The organism is Pseudomonas graminis, assembly GCF_900111735.1.
Classification (GTDB): domain Bacteria; phylum Pseudomonadota; class Gammaproteobacteria; order Pseudomonadales; family Pseudomonadaceae; genus Aquipseudomonas; species Aquipseudomonas graminis.
Genome location: NZ_FOHW01000037.1, coordinates 22,298 through 39,728, shown reverse-complemented (window position 1 = coordinate 39,728; position 17,431 = coordinate 22,298). Strand labels below are relative to the sequence as shown.

General features: G+C 60.3%; 16 protein-coding genes. 11 read left to right on the top strand and 5 right to left on the bottom strand.

From position 1 onward, the window contains the following. Positions 1 to 13: 13 nt before the first annotated feature. Both BMY98_RS21870 and BMY98_RS21865 read left to right on the top strand, forming a co-directional pair. Positions 14 to 334 carry a DUF2388 domain-containing protein gene (locus BMY98_RS21870; protein WP_037017155.1) on the top strand — a complete coding sequence of 107 codons (321 nt, stop codon included), beginning with the start codon at positions 14 to 16 and terminating at the stop codon, positions 332 to 334. After that, on the top strand, positions 331 to 2,292 hold the full coding sequence (locus tag BMY98_RS21865; RefSeq protein ID WP_074892471.1) for a DUF7844 domain-containing protein: 1,962 nt from the start codon (positions 331 to 333) through the stop codon (positions 2,290 to 2,292). Before BMY98_RS21870 ends, BMY98_RS21865 begins: the two co-directional genes overlap by 4 nt. 30 nt (positions 2,293 to 2,322) lie before the next feature. On the opposite strand, the gene BMY98_RS21860 is transcribed toward BMY98_RS21865, so the two are convergent. Next, complete coding sequence (locus BMY98_RS21860; RefSeq protein ID WP_074892470.1) at positions 2,323 to 2,724, bottom strand: GFA family protein; 402 nt, start codon at positions 2,722 to 2,724, stop codon at positions 2,323 to 2,325. Between the two features lie 322 nt (positions 2,725 to 3,046). Here BMY98_RS21860 and BMY98_RS21855 point away from each other — a divergent pair, with 322 nt between their 5' ends. The 9 genes from BMY98_RS21855 (at position 3,047) to BMY98_RS21815 (ending at position 13,374) form a co-directional block, all read left to right on the top strand. Next, entirely contained in the window at positions 3,047 to 4,354 is a 1,308-nt protein-coding gene (locus BMY98_RS21855; protein ID WP_065987898.1) for a CitMHS family transporter, read from the top strand. Positions 4,355 to 4,420: 66 nt separating this feature from the next. Continuing rightward, the gene (locus BMY98_RS21850; protein ID WP_074892469.1) at positions 4,421 to 5,188 is read left to right on the top strand and encodes a TerC family protein; all 768 of its coding nucleotides are present in this window, start codon (positions 4,421 to 4,423) and stop codon (positions 5,186 to 5,188) included. A 261-nt stretch (positions 5,189 to 5,449) separates the two neighbouring features. Continuing rightward, positions 5,450 to 7,093: a Na/Pi cotransporter family protein gene (locus BMY98_RS21845; protein ID WP_074892468.1), complete on the top strand. Its 1,644-nt coding sequence runs from the start codon at positions 5,450 to 5,452 to the stop codon at positions 7,091 to 7,093. Between the two features lie 67 nt (positions 7,094 to 7,160). Continuing rightward, positions 7,161 to 8,543, top strand: coding sequence for a M16 family metallopeptidase (locus BMY98_RS21840; protein ID WP_074892467.1), 1,383 nt, complete (start codon positions 7,161 to 7,163; stop codon positions 8,541 to 8,543). 99 nt (positions 8,544 to 8,642) lie between these two features. Further along, a complete protein-coding gene (locus BMY98_RS21835; RefSeq protein WP_074892466.1) occupies positions 8,643 to 9,818 on the top strand; it encodes a DUF5924 family protein in 1,176 nt (391 codons plus the stop codon). Positions 9,819 to 9,828: 10 nt separating this feature from the next. Then, positions 9,829 to 10,998 (top strand): ABC transporter permease, encoded by a 1,170-nt coding sequence (locus BMY98_RS21830; protein WP_074892465.1) that lies wholly within the window; start codon positions 9,829 to 9,831, stop codon positions 10,996 to 10,998. Next, a complete protein-coding gene (locus tag BMY98_RS21825) occupies positions 10,995 to 11,801 on the top strand; it encodes an ABC transporter ATP-binding protein (RefSeq protein ID WP_074892464.1) in 807 nt (268 codons plus the stop codon). The genes BMY98_RS21830 and BMY98_RS21825 overlap by 4 nt, the downstream gene beginning before the upstream one ends. Continuing rightward, a complete protein-coding gene (locus tag BMY98_RS21820) occupies positions 11,801 to 12,739 on the top strand; it encodes an MlaD family protein (protein WP_074892463.1) in 939 nt (312 codons plus the stop codon). Before BMY98_RS21825 ends, BMY98_RS21820 begins: the two co-directional genes overlap by 1 nt. After that, on the top strand, positions 12,736 to 13,374 hold the full coding sequence (locus tag BMY98_RS21815) for an ABC-type transport auxiliary lipoprotein family protein (RefSeq protein WP_074892462.1): 639 nt from the start codon (positions 12,736 to 12,738) through the stop codon (positions 13,372 to 13,374). The genes BMY98_RS21820 and BMY98_RS21815 overlap by 4 nt, the downstream gene beginning before the upstream one ends. On the opposite strand, the gene BMY98_RS21810 is transcribed toward BMY98_RS21815, so the two are convergent. From BMY98_RS21810 to BMY98_RS21795, 4 genes are all read right to left on the bottom strand, one after another. Further along, positions 13,347 to 14,585: a nucleoside recognition domain-containing protein gene (locus BMY98_RS21810; protein ID WP_074892461.1), complete on the bottom strand. Its 1,239-nt coding sequence runs from the start codon at positions 14,583 to 14,585 to the stop codon at positions 13,347 to 13,349. The genes BMY98_RS21815 and BMY98_RS21810 overlap by 28 nt on opposite strands. A 97-nt stretch (positions 14,586 to 14,682) precedes the next feature. Continuing rightward, positions 14,683 to 16,014 (bottom strand): glutamate/aspartate:proton symporter GltP, encoded by a 1,332-nt coding sequence (gene gltP / locus BMY98_RS21805; protein ID WP_074892460.1) that lies wholly within the window; start codon positions 16,012 to 16,014, stop codon positions 14,683 to 14,685. Positions 16,015 to 16,713: 699 nt separating this feature from the next. Beyond that, the gene (locus BMY98_RS21800; RefSeq protein WP_074892459.1) at positions 16,714 to 17,181 is read right to left on the bottom strand and encodes an inhibitor of vertebrate lysozyme family protein; all 468 of its coding nucleotides are present in this window, start codon (positions 17,179 to 17,181) and stop codon (positions 16,714 to 16,716) included. Positions 17,182 to 17,183: 2 nt separating this feature from the next. After that, positions 17,184 to 17,348, bottom strand: a complete 165-nt coding sequence (locus tag BMY98_RS21795; RefSeq protein ID WP_002555679.1) for a DUF1328 domain-containing protein — start codon at positions 17,346 to 17,348, stop codon at positions 17,184 to 17,186. Positions 17,349 to 17,431 lie beyond the last annotated feature (83 nt).

Sequence of the window (17,431 nt, the reverse complement as noted above, 5' to 3'; positions counted from 1 at the left end):
TTGGAGACGTTCCATGCGTACCCCGCTGATCGCTGCCGCCCTCGGCCTGCTCTTGCTGACTGACATGGCACAGGCACAAACCCTGAAGGCCACCAGTAACATCGTCGTTCGCGCCCTCGGCCGCAGCATCGATTTCACCTCAGACACCACTTCATCCGTGCGCAACTGGAAACTCGTGCTTGAAGCCCGTGACGATGCCGCCAGTTATGTTGCCAGTAACGGCGATATCCATGGCGCACTGCTCGACGCAGCTTTCATCACATTGCGCGATCGCCTGCCTGAAGCCCGCAACGCCAGTGACCAGGACCTCGCCGAGGCCATCCTCGCACTGTGAAACGCCTCGCTGTCTGGCTGCTGATGTCGGCGCTCTCGCTGATTTGCACGAACGCCTTCGCCGACCTCAGCCTGTCGCTGCATACCGACGGGCTCAGTCCTGCTCAACAAAAGGCCAGCCAGACATTGCTCGACGAAGCCATGGCGCACCTGCCGCCATTGTTTGTCAGCAAGCTTGATAGAAAGGTCGAAGTGCATTGGACCGACGACATGCCGTCCAATGCCTACGGTCGTGCAGACGGTCCGTACCGTCTGGACCTGAATGAGCACCTGCTCGCAGGCCTGACCGATGGCAGCGCCGCAACGACCCGAACCAATCGTCCTCACGGCACCGTGCGCGAGGAAATGCTCGCCACGGTTCTGCATGAGCTGACCCATATCTATGATCACGCGCAGCTCTGGTCTCCTGAAGACCGGAGGCTGATTGTCGCTTGTGCCCGACAGGGCAAGAGCGTGGGCAAAGTAGGCCTGCGTGACAGCTGCCGGGGGCAAACCGACCGACGCTTCACGTTGAGTGATGATCCGCGCCTTCTGGATCTGGCCGGCTGGCCGCAATACGTCGGCCGCCGCGGTGACAGGGAAGAGCGCAACGGCCAGGTCGCGCGCAGTCCGGACATCTACGAGATCAGCAGCCCGCTGGAATTCGTTGCGGTGAACATGGAGTACTTCCTCCTCGATCCCGCTTACGCCTGCCGCCGTCCAGCGCTGTACGACTATTACAAGGCCCGGTTCAACTGGGCGCCAGCGACGAAGGATCAGTGCCCGACGTCCTATCCTTATCTCAACGCCGGTAACGACTTTGCCCGGGAGCCGCTGGGCAAGCTCGACCCCGAGCGGGTTTACGAAGTCGATTACCTGCTGGCCGAGGCCAACCAGAATCTGGCGAGCCGTTGGGGCCATAGCATGCTGCGGCTGGTGATCTGCAAGCCCGGTCGCCCGCGTGGCCCTGACTGCCGGCTGGACCTGGATCAGCACCTGGTGCTGTCGTACCGCGCCTTTGTCAACGACCTGCAGCTGTCCAGCTGGAGCGGCTTGACCGGCAAATATCCGTCGCGCCTGTTTGTCCTGCCGCTGGGTCAGGTCATCGATGAGTACACCAAGACCGAACTGCGCGGCCTGGCCTCGGTCCCGCTGAAACTGTCCCGTGAGGAGATCAACGGCCTGGTTCAACACGCCGCCGAGATGCACTGGGCATACGACGGGGATTACTGGTTCCTGTCCAATAACTGCGCGGTGGAAAACCTGAAACTACTGCGCAGCGGCACTGACGATCCGCGGCTTGTCGGGCTGGACAGCATCATGCCCAACGGGCTGCTGGAAGTGCTGAAGGGCAGGGGACTGGCAGACACCAGCGTATTGGACGATCCGAAGAAAGCGCTGCGCATGGGCTACCGCTTCGACTCGTACCGAGACCGTTACCAGGCGATGTTCGATGTGCTGCGCAAGACCACCCGTGTCAAGCAAACCACGGTGGAAGACTGGCTGGCACTGACGCCCCAGGAGCGACGCCCTTATTTCGCTCAGGCGGATCTACGCACCAGCGCGGCGATGCTGCTGCTGGAACAGGCCGGGCTGCGTCGTCAGTTATTGCTGGCGCAGGATGAGGTCAAGCAGCGCTACCTCAGTGCCGTGGAGCAAAAGGATAACGGCGTCTCCAGGGCGACTGGCACGCTGCAGGACATTCTGGCCAACAGCGGATTCCTGAGTCGTCCCGCAGAATTGCTCGGCAGCGGCGGCTACGGTCTGCCGCAGGAAGGCGAGTGGAAGCGCCTGGAAGACGAGAGCAGTCAGCGGCAGAAACAACTGCAGCGGCTCAGCGGCGACCTGGACAAAGAGGTGAGGGCGCTGCTCGATCCCGACCGTGCCGCCGAGATCGCTGCGACCGAAGACAACCTCAAGCAGGTCGGCGAGCACCTTCGGGCGTTGCACAAGGCAGCGGGAGGGCTGGAGCTGCCTTGATCATTGCGCGGCTAAACGCTCCGCGATAGTTCAGGCAGTTTCCCCAGGCTCGCTTGGCAGATGCTCGTCGAGGTGCAGCCAGGGCAGGCGGCTGTCGGTCCAGATGTGTCGATCGGCAGGCGTCAGCTCCGGATGATCGAGGGTGGCGATGGTCACATCCATGGTCTCCGGGCTATTGCGGCTGAACAGCGCGACCTGCGCTCCACAGTTATTGCAGAAATACCTTACGCACGTCGCACCCGAATCATAAGTGGTGGGGCTGCCCGCCAGCCATTTGAAAGCATCGACCGGCACGCTGGTCCAGGTCATCACAATGCCGCCTGACGTGCGCCGACAAATCGAACAGTGGCAGTGGGCAACGTCATCAACGGGGCCATCGAGCTGGTAACGCAGATTGCCGCAATGGCATCCGCCAGTATGCAATTGACTCATGAGGACTCTCCCGATTGTGTATGGGTCTGACCGCATCCTGAGGTGGATAACTCAAATTCCCGCTCGTCAACTTGAGAAGTGCAACGAAAGCTGGCTGAAAGCTTCCCCGTTTAGCATCACCTTACCGCCGGCGAAAGACCGGTCGGCCAGGACGAACGCGCTTGACGTTCTCCGGCCCGTCTACAACAACAATTAGGTGATTCCCGATGCTTGCATGTGCCCTGCAGTACCCCCTCCGTAATCCCCGACTCCACGCGCCGCTCGTCTTGAGCTGATCGATTCGTCTCGTCTGTTCCCCGCCGCGTAACGCTGGAGTATTGCTATGTTGACCTTCCTCGGCTTCGCCATGGTCGTCGCCTTCATGTACCTGATCATGAGCAAGCGCCTGTCAGCGCTCATTGCCTTGATCATCGTTCCTATCGTGTTTGCCCTGTTCGGTGGCTTCGCCTCGGAAATCGGCCCAATGATGCTTGCGGGCATCACCAAGCTTGCGCCAACGGGCGTGATGCTGATGTTCGCCATTCTTTATTTCGCACTGATGATCGACTCCGGGCTGTTCGACCCGGCCGTGCGCAAGATCCTCAAGCTGGTGAAGGGCGACCCGGTCAAAGTGTCGGTCGGTACGGCAGTACTGGCGCTGGTTGTCTCCCTGGACGGTGACGGCGCCACGACGTACATGATCTGCGTGGCCGCCATGCTGCCGCTGTACAGCCGTCTGGGCATGAGCCCGCGCATCATGGCCGGCTTGATCATTCTGGCCGGCGGCGTGATGAACATGACGCCATGGGGCGGCCCGACCGCGCGTGCGGCAAGCGCCCTGCATGTCGATCCATCCGACATCTTCGTGCCCATGATTCCGGCAATGCTGGCGGGCGTCGTGGCAATTCTGGTGATCGCCTACTTCTACGGCAAACGTGAACGTGCGCGCCTGGGTGAACTGCACCTGCCGGGTGACGAAGTCGATCACAGCGACATCAGCGTTTCGCAGTTTCCTGAAGCCCGTCGTCCCAAACTGATCTGGTTCAACGCCGCCCTGACGCTGGTGCTGATGGTGGCGCTGATCATGGGCCTGCTGCCGCTGCCGGTCCTGTTCATGATCGCATTCAGTATCGCGATGATCGTCAACTACCCGTGCCTGCAAGCGCAGAAAGACCGTGTCGCGGCCCACGCCGGCAGCGTGCTGGCGGTGGTCGGACTGATTTTTGCTGCGGGGATCTTTACCGGTATCCTGTCCGGCACCGGAATGGTCGACGCGATGTCGAAGAGCCTGCTGGCCGTGATCCCGGACGCGATGGGCCCTTATCTGGCCGTGATCACGGCGGTTGTCAGCATGCCGTTCACCTTCTTCATGTCCAACGATGCGTTCTACTACGGCGTGCTGCCGGTATTGGCCGAAGCCGCTTCGCATTACGGTATCAGCCCGGTGGAAATGGCACGTGCCTCGATCGTCGGCCAACCCGTCCACCTGTTGAGTCCGTTGGTGCCTTCGACGTATCTGCTGGTGGCACTGGCGGGCATCGAGTTCGGTGATCACCAGCGCTTTACCCTCAAATGGGCCGTGCTGGTGTGCGTGTGCATACTGATCGCTGCACTGCTGATGGGGATTTTCCCGTTTTTCAGCAGTCTATAACGCAACTCAACGCTCCCTCTGGCGCCGCCGCGCCAGCGGGAATACGAACGCTTAAAGGAATACGTAATGGAATGGCTGACCAACCCTGAGATCTGGGTTGCTTTCTTCACGCTGACTGCCCTGGAAATCGTGCTGGGCATCGACAACATCATCATGATCTCGATCCTGGTCAGCCGCATGCCCAAGGCGATGCAGCCGCGCACCCGAATCTTCGGTCTGGCGCTGGCGATGGTGACGCGGATTCTGCTGCTGCTGTCGATCACTTGGGTCATGCGCCTCACGGACGACCTGTTCGTGGTCTGGGGCCAGGGCATTTCCGGGCGCGACCTGATCCTGTTCTTCGGTGGTCTGTTTCTGTTGTGGAAGAGCTCGCAAGAGATCTATCACGGCATGGAAGGCGAAGATGAGACGCTGGACGAGCCGAAAGGCAAGGGCGGCATGTTTCTGTACACCATCCTTCAGATTGCAATCATCGACATCGTATTCTCGCTGGATTCGGTCATCACTGCCGTCGGCATGGTCTCCCATGTACCGGTGATGGTCGCGGCGATCATCGTGGCGGTACTGATCATGATGCTGTGCGCGGGCGTTATCAGCGACTTCATCGAGAAGCACCCATCGCTGAAAATGCTGGCGCTCTCGTTCCTGATCGTCGTCGGTACCGTGCTGATTGCCGAGTCGTTCGATGTTCATGTGCCCAAGGGCTACGTCTACTTCGCCATGGCGTTCTCGCTGGCGGTCGAGGCGATCAACATCAAGATGCGCACCTCGATGGCTAAAAAGCGTGCAATGCAGGACCCGGTGAAACTTCGCAAGGACGTGCCGGGTCAATAACGTCCGCCGTACAGACGTCAAAACAACGGGGCTGTGAATGCCCCGTTTTTTATTGGCAGGGCACAAAGGTGCAGCTTCAAACACCTGATTTATGACAGATTTGTTTCAAGAAATAATCCCCTGTGCCATGCTGGCATTAAGGCCGCAGGCCGACTAAAGCTTTAGTTGAGCGCGCTGTTCGATGCACCTCAAGCGCCTACGCTCGCTACACGCTGGATCTTTTAACTTTGCCCGATGGGCAACCTACAGGGGGCTCTCCGTATGCTGACCCTGCTCGATTTGCTTTCCGCCGTCGCGCTATTGATCTGGGGCACACACATCGTTCGGACCGGCATTCTGCGTGTCTACGGCTCGCAGCTGCGCCGGGTCATTGGCCAGAACATGTCCAAACGCCCGCTGGCATTTGTCGCGGGGATACTGGTCACCGCAGTGGTACAAAGCAGTAACGCCACGGCGATGCTGGTGACGTCCTTCGTCGGCCAGGGCTTGATGGGTCTGACGCCAGCACTTGCCATCATGCTTGGTGCCGACGTCGGTACTGCGGTGATGTCGCGAATCCTGACGTTCGACCTGTCGTGGCTGTCGCCACTGCTGATCTTTCTGGGCGTTGTCTTCTTTCTGTCGCGCAAACAAACCCGTATCGGCCAATTGGGTCGTGTCGGTATCGGTCTGGGCTTGATCATTCTCGCCTTGCAGCTGATCGTCACTGCTGCCGCGCCGATCACTCAGGCGGCCGGGGTGAAGGTGTTGTTCGCGTCACTGACGGGCGATCTTCTGCTCGATGCATTGGTCGGCGCCATGTTCGCGCTGATCTCCTATTCAAGCCTCGCCGCCGTGCTGCTGACGGCGACCCTCGCGGGCGCGGAAATCATCAGCCTGCCGGTGGCGATCGGCCTGGTGATCGGCGCCAACATCGGCAGCGGTCTGTTGGCATTCCTCAGCACGAGCATGCAAAACGTCGCCGGTCGGCAAGTAGCGTTGGGCAGCCTGTTGTACAAGCTGATCGGCCTGTTGCTGATCACCCCGGTGCTGACCCCGCTGGTGGCCTGGATGGACACGCTGAATGTCAGCCCGTCGAGCCTGGTCATCAGCTTCCACGTGATCTACAACTCGCTGCGCTGCCTGATCATGCTGCCGACAGTGGGACCGATGGGGCGCCTGTGCGCGTCAATTCTGCCGCAGCAGGCGGAGATCAACGGCCAGACCAAGCCTCGCCATCTGGACCTGACCGCACTCGCCACGCCGAGCCTGGCGCTGGCCAATGCCGTGCGCGAAACCCTGCGCATGGGCGATCTGATCGACAGCATGCTCAATGCCATGCAAGAGGTGCTGCGAGGCAACCAGACGGCGGTCACTCAGGAAGTGCGCCGACTCAATGATGATGTCGAGGTGCTCTACAACGCCATCAAGTTGTACCTGGCGCAGATGCCACGCGATGACCTCAGCGATCAGGACAATCGCCGCTGGGCAGAGATTATCGAGCTGGCGATCAACCTGGAGCTGGCCAGCGGGCTGATCGAGCGCATGCTGCGCAAGGTCCAGCAGCAGAAGACGTCGCAGCGGCGGTCGTTTTCCGATGTCGGCCTGGAAGAACTCTCCGGGCTGCATGAGCAACTGATGGCGAATCTGCGTCTTGGCCTGTCGGTCTTCCTGAGCGGTGACCCGGAAAGTGCGCGCCAGTTGTTGCGCGAGAAGCGTCGTTTTCGGGCACAGGAGCGGCGCCTGGCCCATGCCCATGTCAGCAGGCTGCAACGTAAGATCGTGCAAAGTATCGAGACCAGTTCCCTGCACCTCGAGTTGATCTCCGACATGAAACGCTTGAACTCGCTGTTCTGCAGCAGCGCCTACGCGGTCCTTGAAACCACCGACACAGGCGCCTTGTCCAGCGAGGGCAATGCGGAATAATCGTGGTGAACGCAGGGGCCGCTGCGAAGTCTGTTACACATACCGGCCCGCAAGGAAGCCCGTTTTTATGCGTTGCCTGCTGTTCTTTTGCTTGGTTCTGACATCCCTTTCTTCCGTGGCCCTTGACCGGTTTCAGGTCGAGGGCTACGTGCTGCCCAACGGTTTGCAGTTGCTGCTCAAGCCTGCGGACAAAGGTCACGTGTCTATTCGTCTCGTTGTCGGTATTGGCTTCGATGACTTCAAATGCGAAGACAAAGAGCTGCCGCACCTGCTTGAGCATCTGCTTTTCAGCGGGATCGACAATAGCGGTGAGGGCGGCCTTGAGCAGCAGATGCAGGCGTTGGGCGGCGAGTGGAACGCGTTCACCAGCAACACCGACACCACCTTCGTCATTGAGGCGCCAGCGCAGAATCAACGCAAGGTGCTCGACCTGCTGCTCAATCTACTGACCCATACGCAAATCAATCAGGCGAATCTGGACACCGCCAAGCGCATCGTCGCTCGTGAAGACGGTGGCCATTATTCGCATTTGCAACGCTGGCTGGACAAACGCGACCTGGGCCACGGCGCCAGCAGCCAGCTTGCCGTGGAGCTCGGCCTTAAATGCCCGGAACGGCCCGAGGTCGATCACCTCACGCTGGAGCAGATCGAGAATATCCACGACAACTGGTACGCCTCCAACAACATGACGCTGATCATCGTGGGCGACCTCGACAAGTTGCTGCCGGCCTACCTGGAGCGCACCTTCGGCCAGTTGAATGCAGTGGATCCGACGGAACATCCGCCGCTTCGTTCGATGACCGAGAAGGCCGATCCCGAGCGCACGCTGATCCGCGGCGCATTGGGTGATGGCGCGAAGCTGCATCTGCTGTTCCCCGAGCCGGATATGGGCGAGCAGCACGATGAGACCTGGGATCTGGTGAAGGCTTATCTGGACTGGGCGCTGTACAGCGAACTGCGTCTGGACAAGGGTTACTCCTACGGACCATGGGCCGATCGCGAAGCGTTTGGGGACACGGGTTTTCTCAGCCTCAACGCTGATCTGAACCGCGAAGACGTCGATTCGGCCACTGCCGCGGTGCGCTCAATGCTCCAGCGGTTGCGCAAGGAGGGCATGGACCCGGCCACCTTTGCGCGGCTGCAACAGGCGTCCGTTGCCAAGCAGGCGTGGGCGGTTCAAGGCAATAGCGCGCTGGCCGACTATTACTGGGGTGCGCTGAATGATTACGACGATGGCCGCTTCCAGGATCCGGCCAAGCGAATCCGTGGCGTGAGCCTGGACTTGGCCAATCAGGCGATGCGTCAACTGCTGGCGCAACCCGGGTATCTTCGCGTCGAGGAGCCACTGCTCAGCTACGATGAGCTGTACGCCGTCGGATGCCTGCTGACGGCGCTGTTGGCGTTGCTGATTATCTGGCGATGGCGGATTTACAAGAAGCGGCCGTTGTAAGCGAGGCGTTAGGCGTTCGAAGATTTCGTCGCGGTGGGCGCAGTCCGATTTTTGTTTTTTTTATACACCCAGACCCATATCCAAGAGCGACGCGCCACGATGCCTGACATTAACGCAATCATTAAGAACCCGCTGGTACAGCGCGCCCTTGAGTTCATCAAGCGCTATCCCGGACTGATTGCGTTCTTCGGTTTCTGCTCAGGCATCGGCAGCTTCATTCTGGTGGATCGCCAAGCCAAGCTGGCGACCTGGATTGCGGTCATCCTGCTGGTGAGCTGGATCTGGCTGATGGTGGAAAACAGTGCCGTCGCCCTGTTCGCGAAGATGTTTAAACGCGAGATCCCGCAGCCTCTGTTGCGCTACGGCACACAGATGATCCATCAGGAAAGCCTGTTTTTCGTATTGCCGTTCTTCTTCGTCACCACCACGTGGTACAGCGGCCAGCTGGCGTTCACCGGGTTGCTCGGCGCAGCAGGTCTGATTTCGATCATCGACCCTCTGTACTACAAATGGCTGGCGCCGCGCCGCTGGCTGTTCATGGCCCTGCACACCCTGACGCTGTTCGCTGCACTGCTCACGGCGCTGCCAATCATCGTTCACCTGACCACGGCCCAGAGCTACAAGCTGGCGCTGGGCATTGCGATGCTGCTGTCGTTTCCGAGCCTGGCATCGGGCTATCCGATCAACAGCTGGAAGCGCGGCCTCGGCGTGGTGGCCATGACGCTGGCAATCGGCGGCGCGGGCTGGATGGCGCGATTCTGGGTACCGCCGGCGACCCTCTGGCTGACCGAGGCGGCGATCAGCACGCGCTTCGACAACCAAAATCGCACCCCCGGCGAGAGCATTCAGGAAATCGGCGTTAACCAGCTGCGCAGCGCCGGGCTCTACGCCTATACATCGATCAACGCCCCGCGCGGTCTGAATGAGCGGATTTATCACGTGTGGCGCCACAACGGCGAGGAAGTAGAGCGGATTGCTCTAGACATCAAAGGTGGTCGTGAAGAAGGCTATCGGGCCTGGACGCACAAGCAGAACTTTCCGCCGGACGTGCTCGGCAAATGGCAAGTGAGGGTGCTCACCGAGGACGGGCAGATGATTGGTGTGCTGCGCTTCGACGTCACCGAGCGCGATCAGCCTGCCGTCACGCGGAACAAGATCAAACCGGCGGGCCTGAAGCCTGGCACCGACGCTGCGGAGCCGGATGATTCAGGGGCGAAAAAACCTGCAGACGGCGCACCCGTCGAGAACGCTTCTGACCCGGCCAAAAACAACTAAGCTCGTCGCTATGACCTCACTGACCACGCAGGCTTCTTCCGCGCCCAAGATTCCAGGGCGCGTTTTGTTGGACACTTCGAGCAATCCCGTGCAGCTGCGGATTGCCGGAGACTGGACGCTCGCCCATTACCGCGAACTCAAGCGCCAGACCGATGCACTGAGCGCCGGACTCAGTCCAACCACCCTCGTCGACATGGACGAACTCGGCGCCCTCGACACCGCTGGCGCGTCGTTGCTGGTAGAGCTGCTGGGCGTGCAGCGCCTGCGGTTGCTGGCCGTTCAAGCGCCTAACCTGCCGGAGTCCAGCCGCGCGCTGATGCAAACCATCCAGAGCGCACTGGCTGACTACTGCCAGCCCGTCCGAGAGCCGGAAGCGGCCGTGGGCATGCAGCTGCTGGCGCGCATTGGCGCGGCGGTGGACGTGATCTGGAAGGACACGCTGCAACTGCTGGGCTTTATCGGGCTCATCCTGCAGACCTTCGCTTCTACGCTGTTTCGCCCTCGGCGCTGGCGTACCACTTCCGTCATCGCCCACATCGAGCAAATCGGCCTGGACGCCGCGCCCATTGTGGCGCTTCTGACCTTCATGGTCGGCGCCGTGGTGGCCTTTCTCGGTGCCACAGTGCTAAAGGCTTTTGGCGCGACTATTTTCACCGTCGACCTGATCGGCTTTTCGTTCCTGCGGGAATTCGCCGTGCTGCTGACCGCCATCCTGCTGGCCGGTCGCACGGCCAGCGCCTTCACCGCGCAGATCGGCTCGATGAAAGCCAACGAGGAACTGGATGCGCTGCAAACATTGGGGCTGAGTCCTACAGAGCTGCTGGTATTGCCCCGCGTGATCGCGTTGCTTATCTCACTGCCCATGCTGACGTTTCTCGCGATGATCTGCGGCATTGTCGGTGGCGGCGTAGTCTGTGCTGTGTCGCTGGGCATCTCGCCGGCAATGTTTCTGTCGTTGATGCAGGCCGATATCGGCGTGCAGCACTTTCTCGTCGGCATCGCCAAAGCGCCGATCTTTGCGTTCTTCATCGCAGCCATCGGTTGCCTTGAGGGGTTTAAGGTCGAGGGCAGTGCCGAATCTGTCGGGGCCCACACGACGTCCAGCGTCGTGCAGTCCATTTTTGTGGTCATCGTGCTGGACGCCCTGGTTGCGATGTTCTGCATGGAGATCGGCTGGTGACCCGTCGTTGCGTACAACCCGTCGAAACGGTGATCGAGGTCCGCGGCCTGAGCAATCGCTTCGGCCCGCAAGTGGTGCATGAGAACCTCGATCTGGACCTTTATCGCGGGGAGATCCTTGGCGTGGTGGGCGGCTCCGGTGCCGGCAAGTCGGTTTTGCTGCGCAGCATTGTCGGACTGCAAAGGCCCGCCGCAGGAAGTGTCCGCGTCCTGGGTCAGGATTTGCTGAATCTGTCCGACAAGTCGCGCTCTCAAGTGGAACGACGCTTCGGGGTACTGTTTCAGAAAGGCGCGCTGTTCTCCTCGCTGACTATCTCGGAGAACGTCGCGCTGCCGTTGATTGAACATGCCGGGCTGAGCCGCGAGGAAGCCGAGCATCTGGCCGGTATCAAAATGGCGTTGGCCGGACTGCCGCTGTCAGCGGCGCACAAGTACCCCGCGTCGCTCTCGGGCGGCATGATCAAGCGCGCGGCGCTGGCGCGAGCACTGGCGCTGGACCCGGACATCCTGTTTCTGGACGAACCTACGGCGGGGCTTGATCCGATAGGCGCCGGCGCGTTCGACCAGTTGATCCTGACCCTGCGCGACGCATTGGGGTTGAGCGTGTTCATGGTCACCCACGACCTCGACACGCTTTATACAATCACAGACCGCGTCGCCGTGCTGGCGCAAAAGCGCGTGCTGGTCGCAGACAGCATCGACAAGGTGTCCGCGACCAAGGACGCCTGGATTCACGAATACTTTCATGGCCCCCGCGGCCGCTCGGCCTATTCGGCGGCCACCCACCCACACGAGGTCTCATGATGGAAACCCGCGCCCATCACGTTCTGATCGGCCTGTTCACGGTGATCGTGGTCGCCGCCGCGCTGCTGTTCGGTCTGTGGCTGGCAAAATCCAGCGTCGACTCGGCTTTCAAGGATTATCAGGTTGTCTTCAACGAGGCAGTGACCGGCTTGTCTCGCGGCAGTCCCGTTCAATACAGCGGGATCAAGGTCGGTGACGTCGTGCAGTTACGTCTCGATCCGCAGGACCCGCGCCGGGTGCTGGCGCAGATCCGCGTTGCCGGCGAAACCCCGATCAAGCGCGACACCTTCGCAAAACTGGCACTGGCCGGCATCACCGGTACATCGCTCATCCAGCTCAGCGGCGGCACACCGCAAAGCGAGGAGCTGAAGGGCGAGGGCGGCAACCTGCCAGTGATCATCGCCTCACCGTCGCCCATTTCGCGGCTGCTGAACGACAGCGACGACTTGCTCAGCGGCACCAATACGCTGCTGCACAACGCCAACGCGATGTTTTCCTCGAACAACGTGCAGACGCTGTCGCGCACGCTGCAACACCTGGAGCAGACCACCGGAGCGATCTCCGATCAACGCGACGACATTCGCCAGGCCCTGAAGCAGATGACGCTGCTGAGCAAGCAGGCCGGCGCGACGCTGGAGCAAACCTCAACGCTGATGCGCAACGCCAACCAACTGCTGACCAGCGACGGCAGGCAAACCATCGCCAGCGCACAACAGGCGATGAAGTCTCTCGAACAAAGCAGCCAGACCATCAACACGCTGCTCAAGAACAACCAGAATTCGGTGAACGAGGGGCTGCAAGGGCTGGGCGAGCTGGGCCCGGCAATTCGCGAGCTGCGTGAAACCCTCAGCTCATTGAAAACCATCTCGCGCAGCCTGAATGCCAACCCGAGCGGCTACCTGCTGGGCAGCGAAAAGAATAAGGAGTTCGAGCCATGAGGCTTGTCGGTCAGTCCATTACTCGACTGTTGTTGGCGGCAACGCTGTTGTCCCTCGGCGCCTGTTCGATTCTCCCCGAACAGGCGCCCTCGGACGTCTACCGTTTGCCAACGGCATTGCCCGCCAGCAAAGGGACGTCGCCCGTGTCGTGGTCGTTGCGGGTGGTACGACCCAAGTCCAGCGAGACACTGGACAGCCCGCGCATCGCCGTTATCCCCGAGGGCAATGTCATCAGCAGCTACAAGGGCGCGCGCTGGAGTGATCCGGCGCCGGTCCTGTTGCGCAACCGTTTGACCGATGCTTTCTATAGCGATGGGCGAGTGCAGTCGATCAGCACTGACGACAGCAATCTGCAGGCTGATTATGAATTGGGCGGGGAGTTGCAGGCATTTCAGAGCGAGTATCGTGGGACCGGCATTGAAGTGGTGATTCGCCTTGATGCGCGGCTGGCCGACGATCGCCAGCGGATTGTGGCGAGCCGGCGTTTTGAAGTGCATCAGCCAGTGGCCGACAAGCAGGTGTCGGCGGTGGTCTCGGCGTTCGGCCAGGCCAGCGATACGCTGGCCGCCCGAGTGTTGCAGTGGACCGTTGAACAGGGCGAGAGGCGTTACACCGCCGAGCCGAAGAACCAATAGCAGACGGCAATCGCAGCGACGACACCGGCGAACTCCGCCAGCAGCGCGCAGCCCACGGCGTGTCGCGCGCGCTGGATGCCCACGGCACCGAAATACACCGCCAGCACGTAGAACGTGGTTTCGGTGCTGCCTTGAATGGTCGCCGCGACGAGGGCCGGGAAGCTGTCGACACCTTGGGTTTTCATGGTCTCGATCAGCATCGCCCGCGCCGCGCTGCCGGAGAACGGTTTGACCAGTGCGGTCGGCAGCGCATCAACGAAGCGGGTGTCCATGCCCAACCACTGTATCCCGTGGCGAATGCCTTCAAGTATCAGATCCAGTGCGCCCGATGCGCGCAGCACGCCGACGGCGCAGAGCATCGCGACCAGATAGGGCAGCAGGTTCTTGGCGACGTCGAAGCCTTCTTTCGCGCCCTCGACAAAGGTTTCATACACCTTGACCTTGCGCAGCGCGCCAATTACCAGGAACAGCATGATGATGCCGAACAGCGTCACGTTGCCCAGTACCGACGACAGGCTCGACAGCGCAGCGGCGGACAGCCCGGCCAGCACTGCCATGAAGCCGCCCAGCAGCAGCGCGCCTGGAATCAGGTAAGCGAGCACCACCGGGTCCCACAACTTGAGGCGCTGCATGAACGCCACCGACAGCAGACCGACCAGCGTCGAGGCGCTGGTGGCGAGCAGGATCGGCAGGAACACCATGGTGGGGTCGGCGGCACCTTGCTGGGCGCGATACATGAAGATGGTCACTGGTAGCAGCGTCAGCGAGGAAGCGTTGAGCACCAGAAAGAGGATCTGCGCATTGCTGGCGATGGTCTTGCTGGGATTGAGCTCTTGTAGCGAGCGCATGGCCTTGAGGCCGATGGGCGTGGCGGCGTTGTCCAGACCCAGCGCGTTGGCGGCGAAGTTGAGGGTGATCAGGCCCAGCGCCGGGTGGCCGCGCGGCACTTCGGGCATCAGGCGATGAAACAGCGGCGCCAGGACCTTGCCCAGCCAGTCGACGATACCCGCCTTTTCGGCGATGTTGAGAAAGCCCAGCCACAGGGTCAGGGTGCCGAACAACAGCACCATGACTTCCACCGACAACTTGGCCATGGCGAAGATGCTCTCGACCATGGCGGCAAAAACGCCGGCATTGCCCCCGACCAGCCATTGCGCCAGCGCAGATATCGCCGCGACCACGAAAAACCCAAGCCATAGGCCGTTCAGCATACAAATCCCCCCGCAAGATGCGGCGATGATAACGGCGGGGGCAGAAACAACAAACCCCGGCCGGGGCCAGGGTTTGATGATTCACGCCAGACAGTAATTACTCGACCGTCGATTGACCCGCCGGTAGAGGGTCCTTGCCACGCCAGTGGGGCAGGGAGTTCCAGTAGCGCTCGCCCTTGGCATCGTCGTACATGCCTTCCCAGCGGGAGATCACCAACACCGCAAGCGCGTTGCCGATCACGTTCAGCGCGGTGCGCGCCATGTCCATGATGCGGTCGACGCCAGCGATGAACGCCAGGCCTTCCAGCGGAATGCCCACGCTGCCCAGGGTTGCCAGCAGCACCACAAACGACACGCCCGGTACACCGGCGATGCCCTTGGAGGTCACCATCAGGGTCAGCACGAGCATCAACTGCTGGCCGATCGACAGATCAATGCCATAAAGCTGCGCGATGAACAGCGCTGCGATGCTTTGATACAGCGTCGAGCCATCGAGGTTGAACGAGTAACCGGTCGGCACCACGAAGCTGCTGATGGCCTTCGGCGCGCCGTACGCTTCCATCTTCTCGATCACGCGCGGCAGCACGGTTTCGGAACTGGCGGTGGAGTAGGCCAGCACCAGTTCGTCCTTGAAGATGCGCATCAGCTTGAGTACCGAGAAGCCAAACAAACGCGCGATCAGGCCCAGCACCACGAAGGCAAAGAAGGCGATAGCGACGTACACCAGAATCACCAGCTTGGCCAACGGCAGCAGCGAGGCGAAGCCGAAGTTGGCGACGGTCACGGCGATCAGTGCGAACACACCAATTGGCGCGTAGTTCATGATCATGTGGGTGACCTTGAACATGGTCTCCGAAACGCCCTGGAAAACCTTCACCAGAGGATCACGCACTTCCGCATTCAGGCTCGACAGGCCCAGACCGAAGAACACCGAGAAGAAGATGATCGGCAGCATGTCGCCACGGGCAACGGCCGCGAAGATATTGGACGGGATGAGGTTAAGGATCGTCGCAACAAAGGCATGGTCATGCTGGACTTCAGCGGTGGTTTTCTCGTACTGCGAGATGTCCACCGTGCCCAGCGTACTCATGTCGATACCAGTGCCGGGGTGGAAGACGTTGGCCAGCAGCAAACCTACAACAATCGCAATTGTGGTGACGATTTCAAAATAGAGGATGGTTTTCAGACCGATACGGCCGAGCTTCTTGGCGTCGCCAACGCCTGCGATTCCGACGACCAGAGAAGAAATCACAATCGGGATAACGATCATTTTGATCAGGCGAATGAAGATGTCGCCCGCTGGCTGCAGGATATTACTGATCCACCACGCTTTTTCGGTGCCGAAATGGTTCAGGACGGCGCCGATGGCGATCCCCAAAACCAGGCCGATGAGGATCTGCCAGGCGAGGCTCAGTTTTGCCTTCTTCATGTCATTACCTTGTTGTCATTGCCGGGACATCCCCCAACCACACGTTCATCATTGCGCTTGCCAGCAAGCGCGACGCCGCGGTCGCCGTCAGGACTGTCTCGTAAGTGGCCGCAGGCGAGCATCCGAGCTCTGAGCAGGCGAAAAAGGCGCAACTATTCCCACGGTGACCGCCATCGTCTAATGCCGTAAATGACTACCCTATGCCGAATCAGCATGATGCAAATCAATCACTTACAGGGGGATGCGCTAAAAGAGGGCGCTTTTGCTGCACACGAGAATGCTGAGAACTGGCTAATACGTCGTCTGTAGAGGATTTACACGAAGCGACATGGGAATAGGACAGACTGGCCACGGATGGCCAACACGCCATTTAAGCGGGGGTTTTTTGGCGATATACGGTCGTAGGAAAAGGGGAAGAGGCTATGTAGGACGCATGAGGGCCTTTAGACCCTAAGGGAAATTGAGACTGTTTGCGCCTCGCAAGTCCACTGTCGAATAACGGCGGAACCGAATTGGACAGAGGGCTTGCGTTGCGGCTTGCCTGACCCGGCCCACGCGTGAGAGTACTCCTTGTACACCTAGGACGCTTCAATCACTCCCTTGATCGTAACGCCCCGGCCCCTTGGTCATACGCGCACCGTCTTCGGGCTGCGCGTCTATCAGGAAGGTCTGTCAGGGACAGGTCTCCCATCATTCGAATCAGTACCAGTTTGGATCTTTCTTGAGCTGTTCTTTCAGAAGGCCTTGCATGCCTTCATCTGGCTTGCCCAAAAACCGGTAGTCCGCATGACGCGTCGGCGATTTGTCTGCGGGAAGTCCCGCTGGCACTTCGACCAACATGGCGTACGCATGGGACTTGTCCAGGCTGAACGCGACAATGAGGCGCTTATTGCGGCAAGTGTCTTGGGTCTCGCAGAGCGGCCCGATCAGATACTTGTCGCCGTCTTCGGTCACGGCATTCATCTGCTCAGCGGATCCGGAGAGATTGATCACCCAATCGGGCAGTCGCTCTTCCTTCTTCACTATGCTCGACCACGTTTCACGGTACTCGGGATCAGAGCTCAAAAGCTCGTTCGCCCGAGACTGACCGTCGTTGGCCGCCATGGCTGTAACGCTGGCGCTCCCAAGGAGCGCCAATGTCAATGCATGGAAATGCTTTAAGCCCATACTCAGCCTCGGCCGCGACGGCCAAAGAAGAACGACACCACGAACATAACCAGGAAGACCACGAACAGGATCTTGGCAATGCCGGTAGCAGTACCTGCGATACCACCAAAACCAAGGACGGCTGCAACGATAGCGATGATCAGAAATGTGATTGCCCAACTCAACATGGTGAATCTCCTTACTGTTTATTGATTTTTTGCTACGTCGAGGCGTCGGAATGACCCTCGGGGTAGATCGCGTCTTCGACCCG

Coding starts and splice junctions, on each gene's coding strand:
- BMY98_RS21870 (WP_037017155.1), top strand. CDS start 14: ATGCGTACCCCGCTGATCGCTGCCGCCCTCGGCCTGCTCTTGCTGACT.
- BMY98_RS21860 (WP_074892470.1), bottom strand. CDS start 2,724: ATGAGTCAATTGCATACTGGCGGATGCCATTGCGGCAATCTGCGTTAC.
- BMY98_RS21855 (WP_065987898.1), top strand. CDS start 3,047: ATGTTGACCTTCCTCGGCTTCGCCATGGTCGTCGCCTTCATGTACCTG.
- BMY98_RS21850 (WP_074892469.1), top strand. CDS start 4,421: ATGGAATGGCTGACCAACCCTGAGATCTGGGTTGCTTTCTTCACGCTG.
- BMY98_RS21845 (WP_074892468.1), top strand. CDS start 5,450: ATGCTGACCCTGCTCGATTTGCTTTCCGCCGTCGCGCTATTGATCTGG.
- BMY98_RS21840 (WP_074892467.1), top strand. CDS start 7,161: ATGCGTTGCCTGCTGTTCTTTTGCTTGGTTCTGACATCCCTTTCTTCC.
- BMY98_RS21835 (WP_074892466.1), top strand. CDS start 8,643: ATGCCTGACATTAACGCAATCATTAAGAACCCGCTGGTACAGCGCGCC.
- BMY98_RS21830 (WP_074892465.1), top strand. CDS start 9,829: ATGACCTCACTGACCACGCAGGCTTCTTCCGCGCCCAAGATTCCAGGG.
- BMY98_RS21820 (WP_074892463.1), top strand. CDS start 11,801: ATGGAAACCCGCGCCCATCACGTTCTGATCGGCCTGTTCACGGTGATC.
- BMY98_RS21815 (WP_074892462.1), top strand. CDS start 12,736: ATGAGGCTTGTCGGTCAGTCCATTACTCGACTGTTGTTGGCGGCAACG.
- BMY98_RS21810 (WP_074892461.1), bottom strand. CDS start 14,585: ATGCTGAACGGCCTATGGCTTGGGTTTTTCGTGGTCGCGGCGATATCT.
- gltP (WP_074892460.1), bottom strand. CDS start 16,014: ATGAAGAAGGCAAAACTGAGCCTCGCCTGGCAGATCCTCATCGGCCTG.
- BMY98_RS21800 (WP_074892459.1), bottom strand. CDS start 17,181: ATGGGCTTAAAGCATTTCCATGCATTGACATTGGCGCTCCTTGGGAGC.
- BMY98_RS21795 (WP_002555679.1), bottom strand. CDS start 17,348: ATGTTGAGTTGGGCAATCACATTTCTGATCATCGCTATCGTTGCAGCC.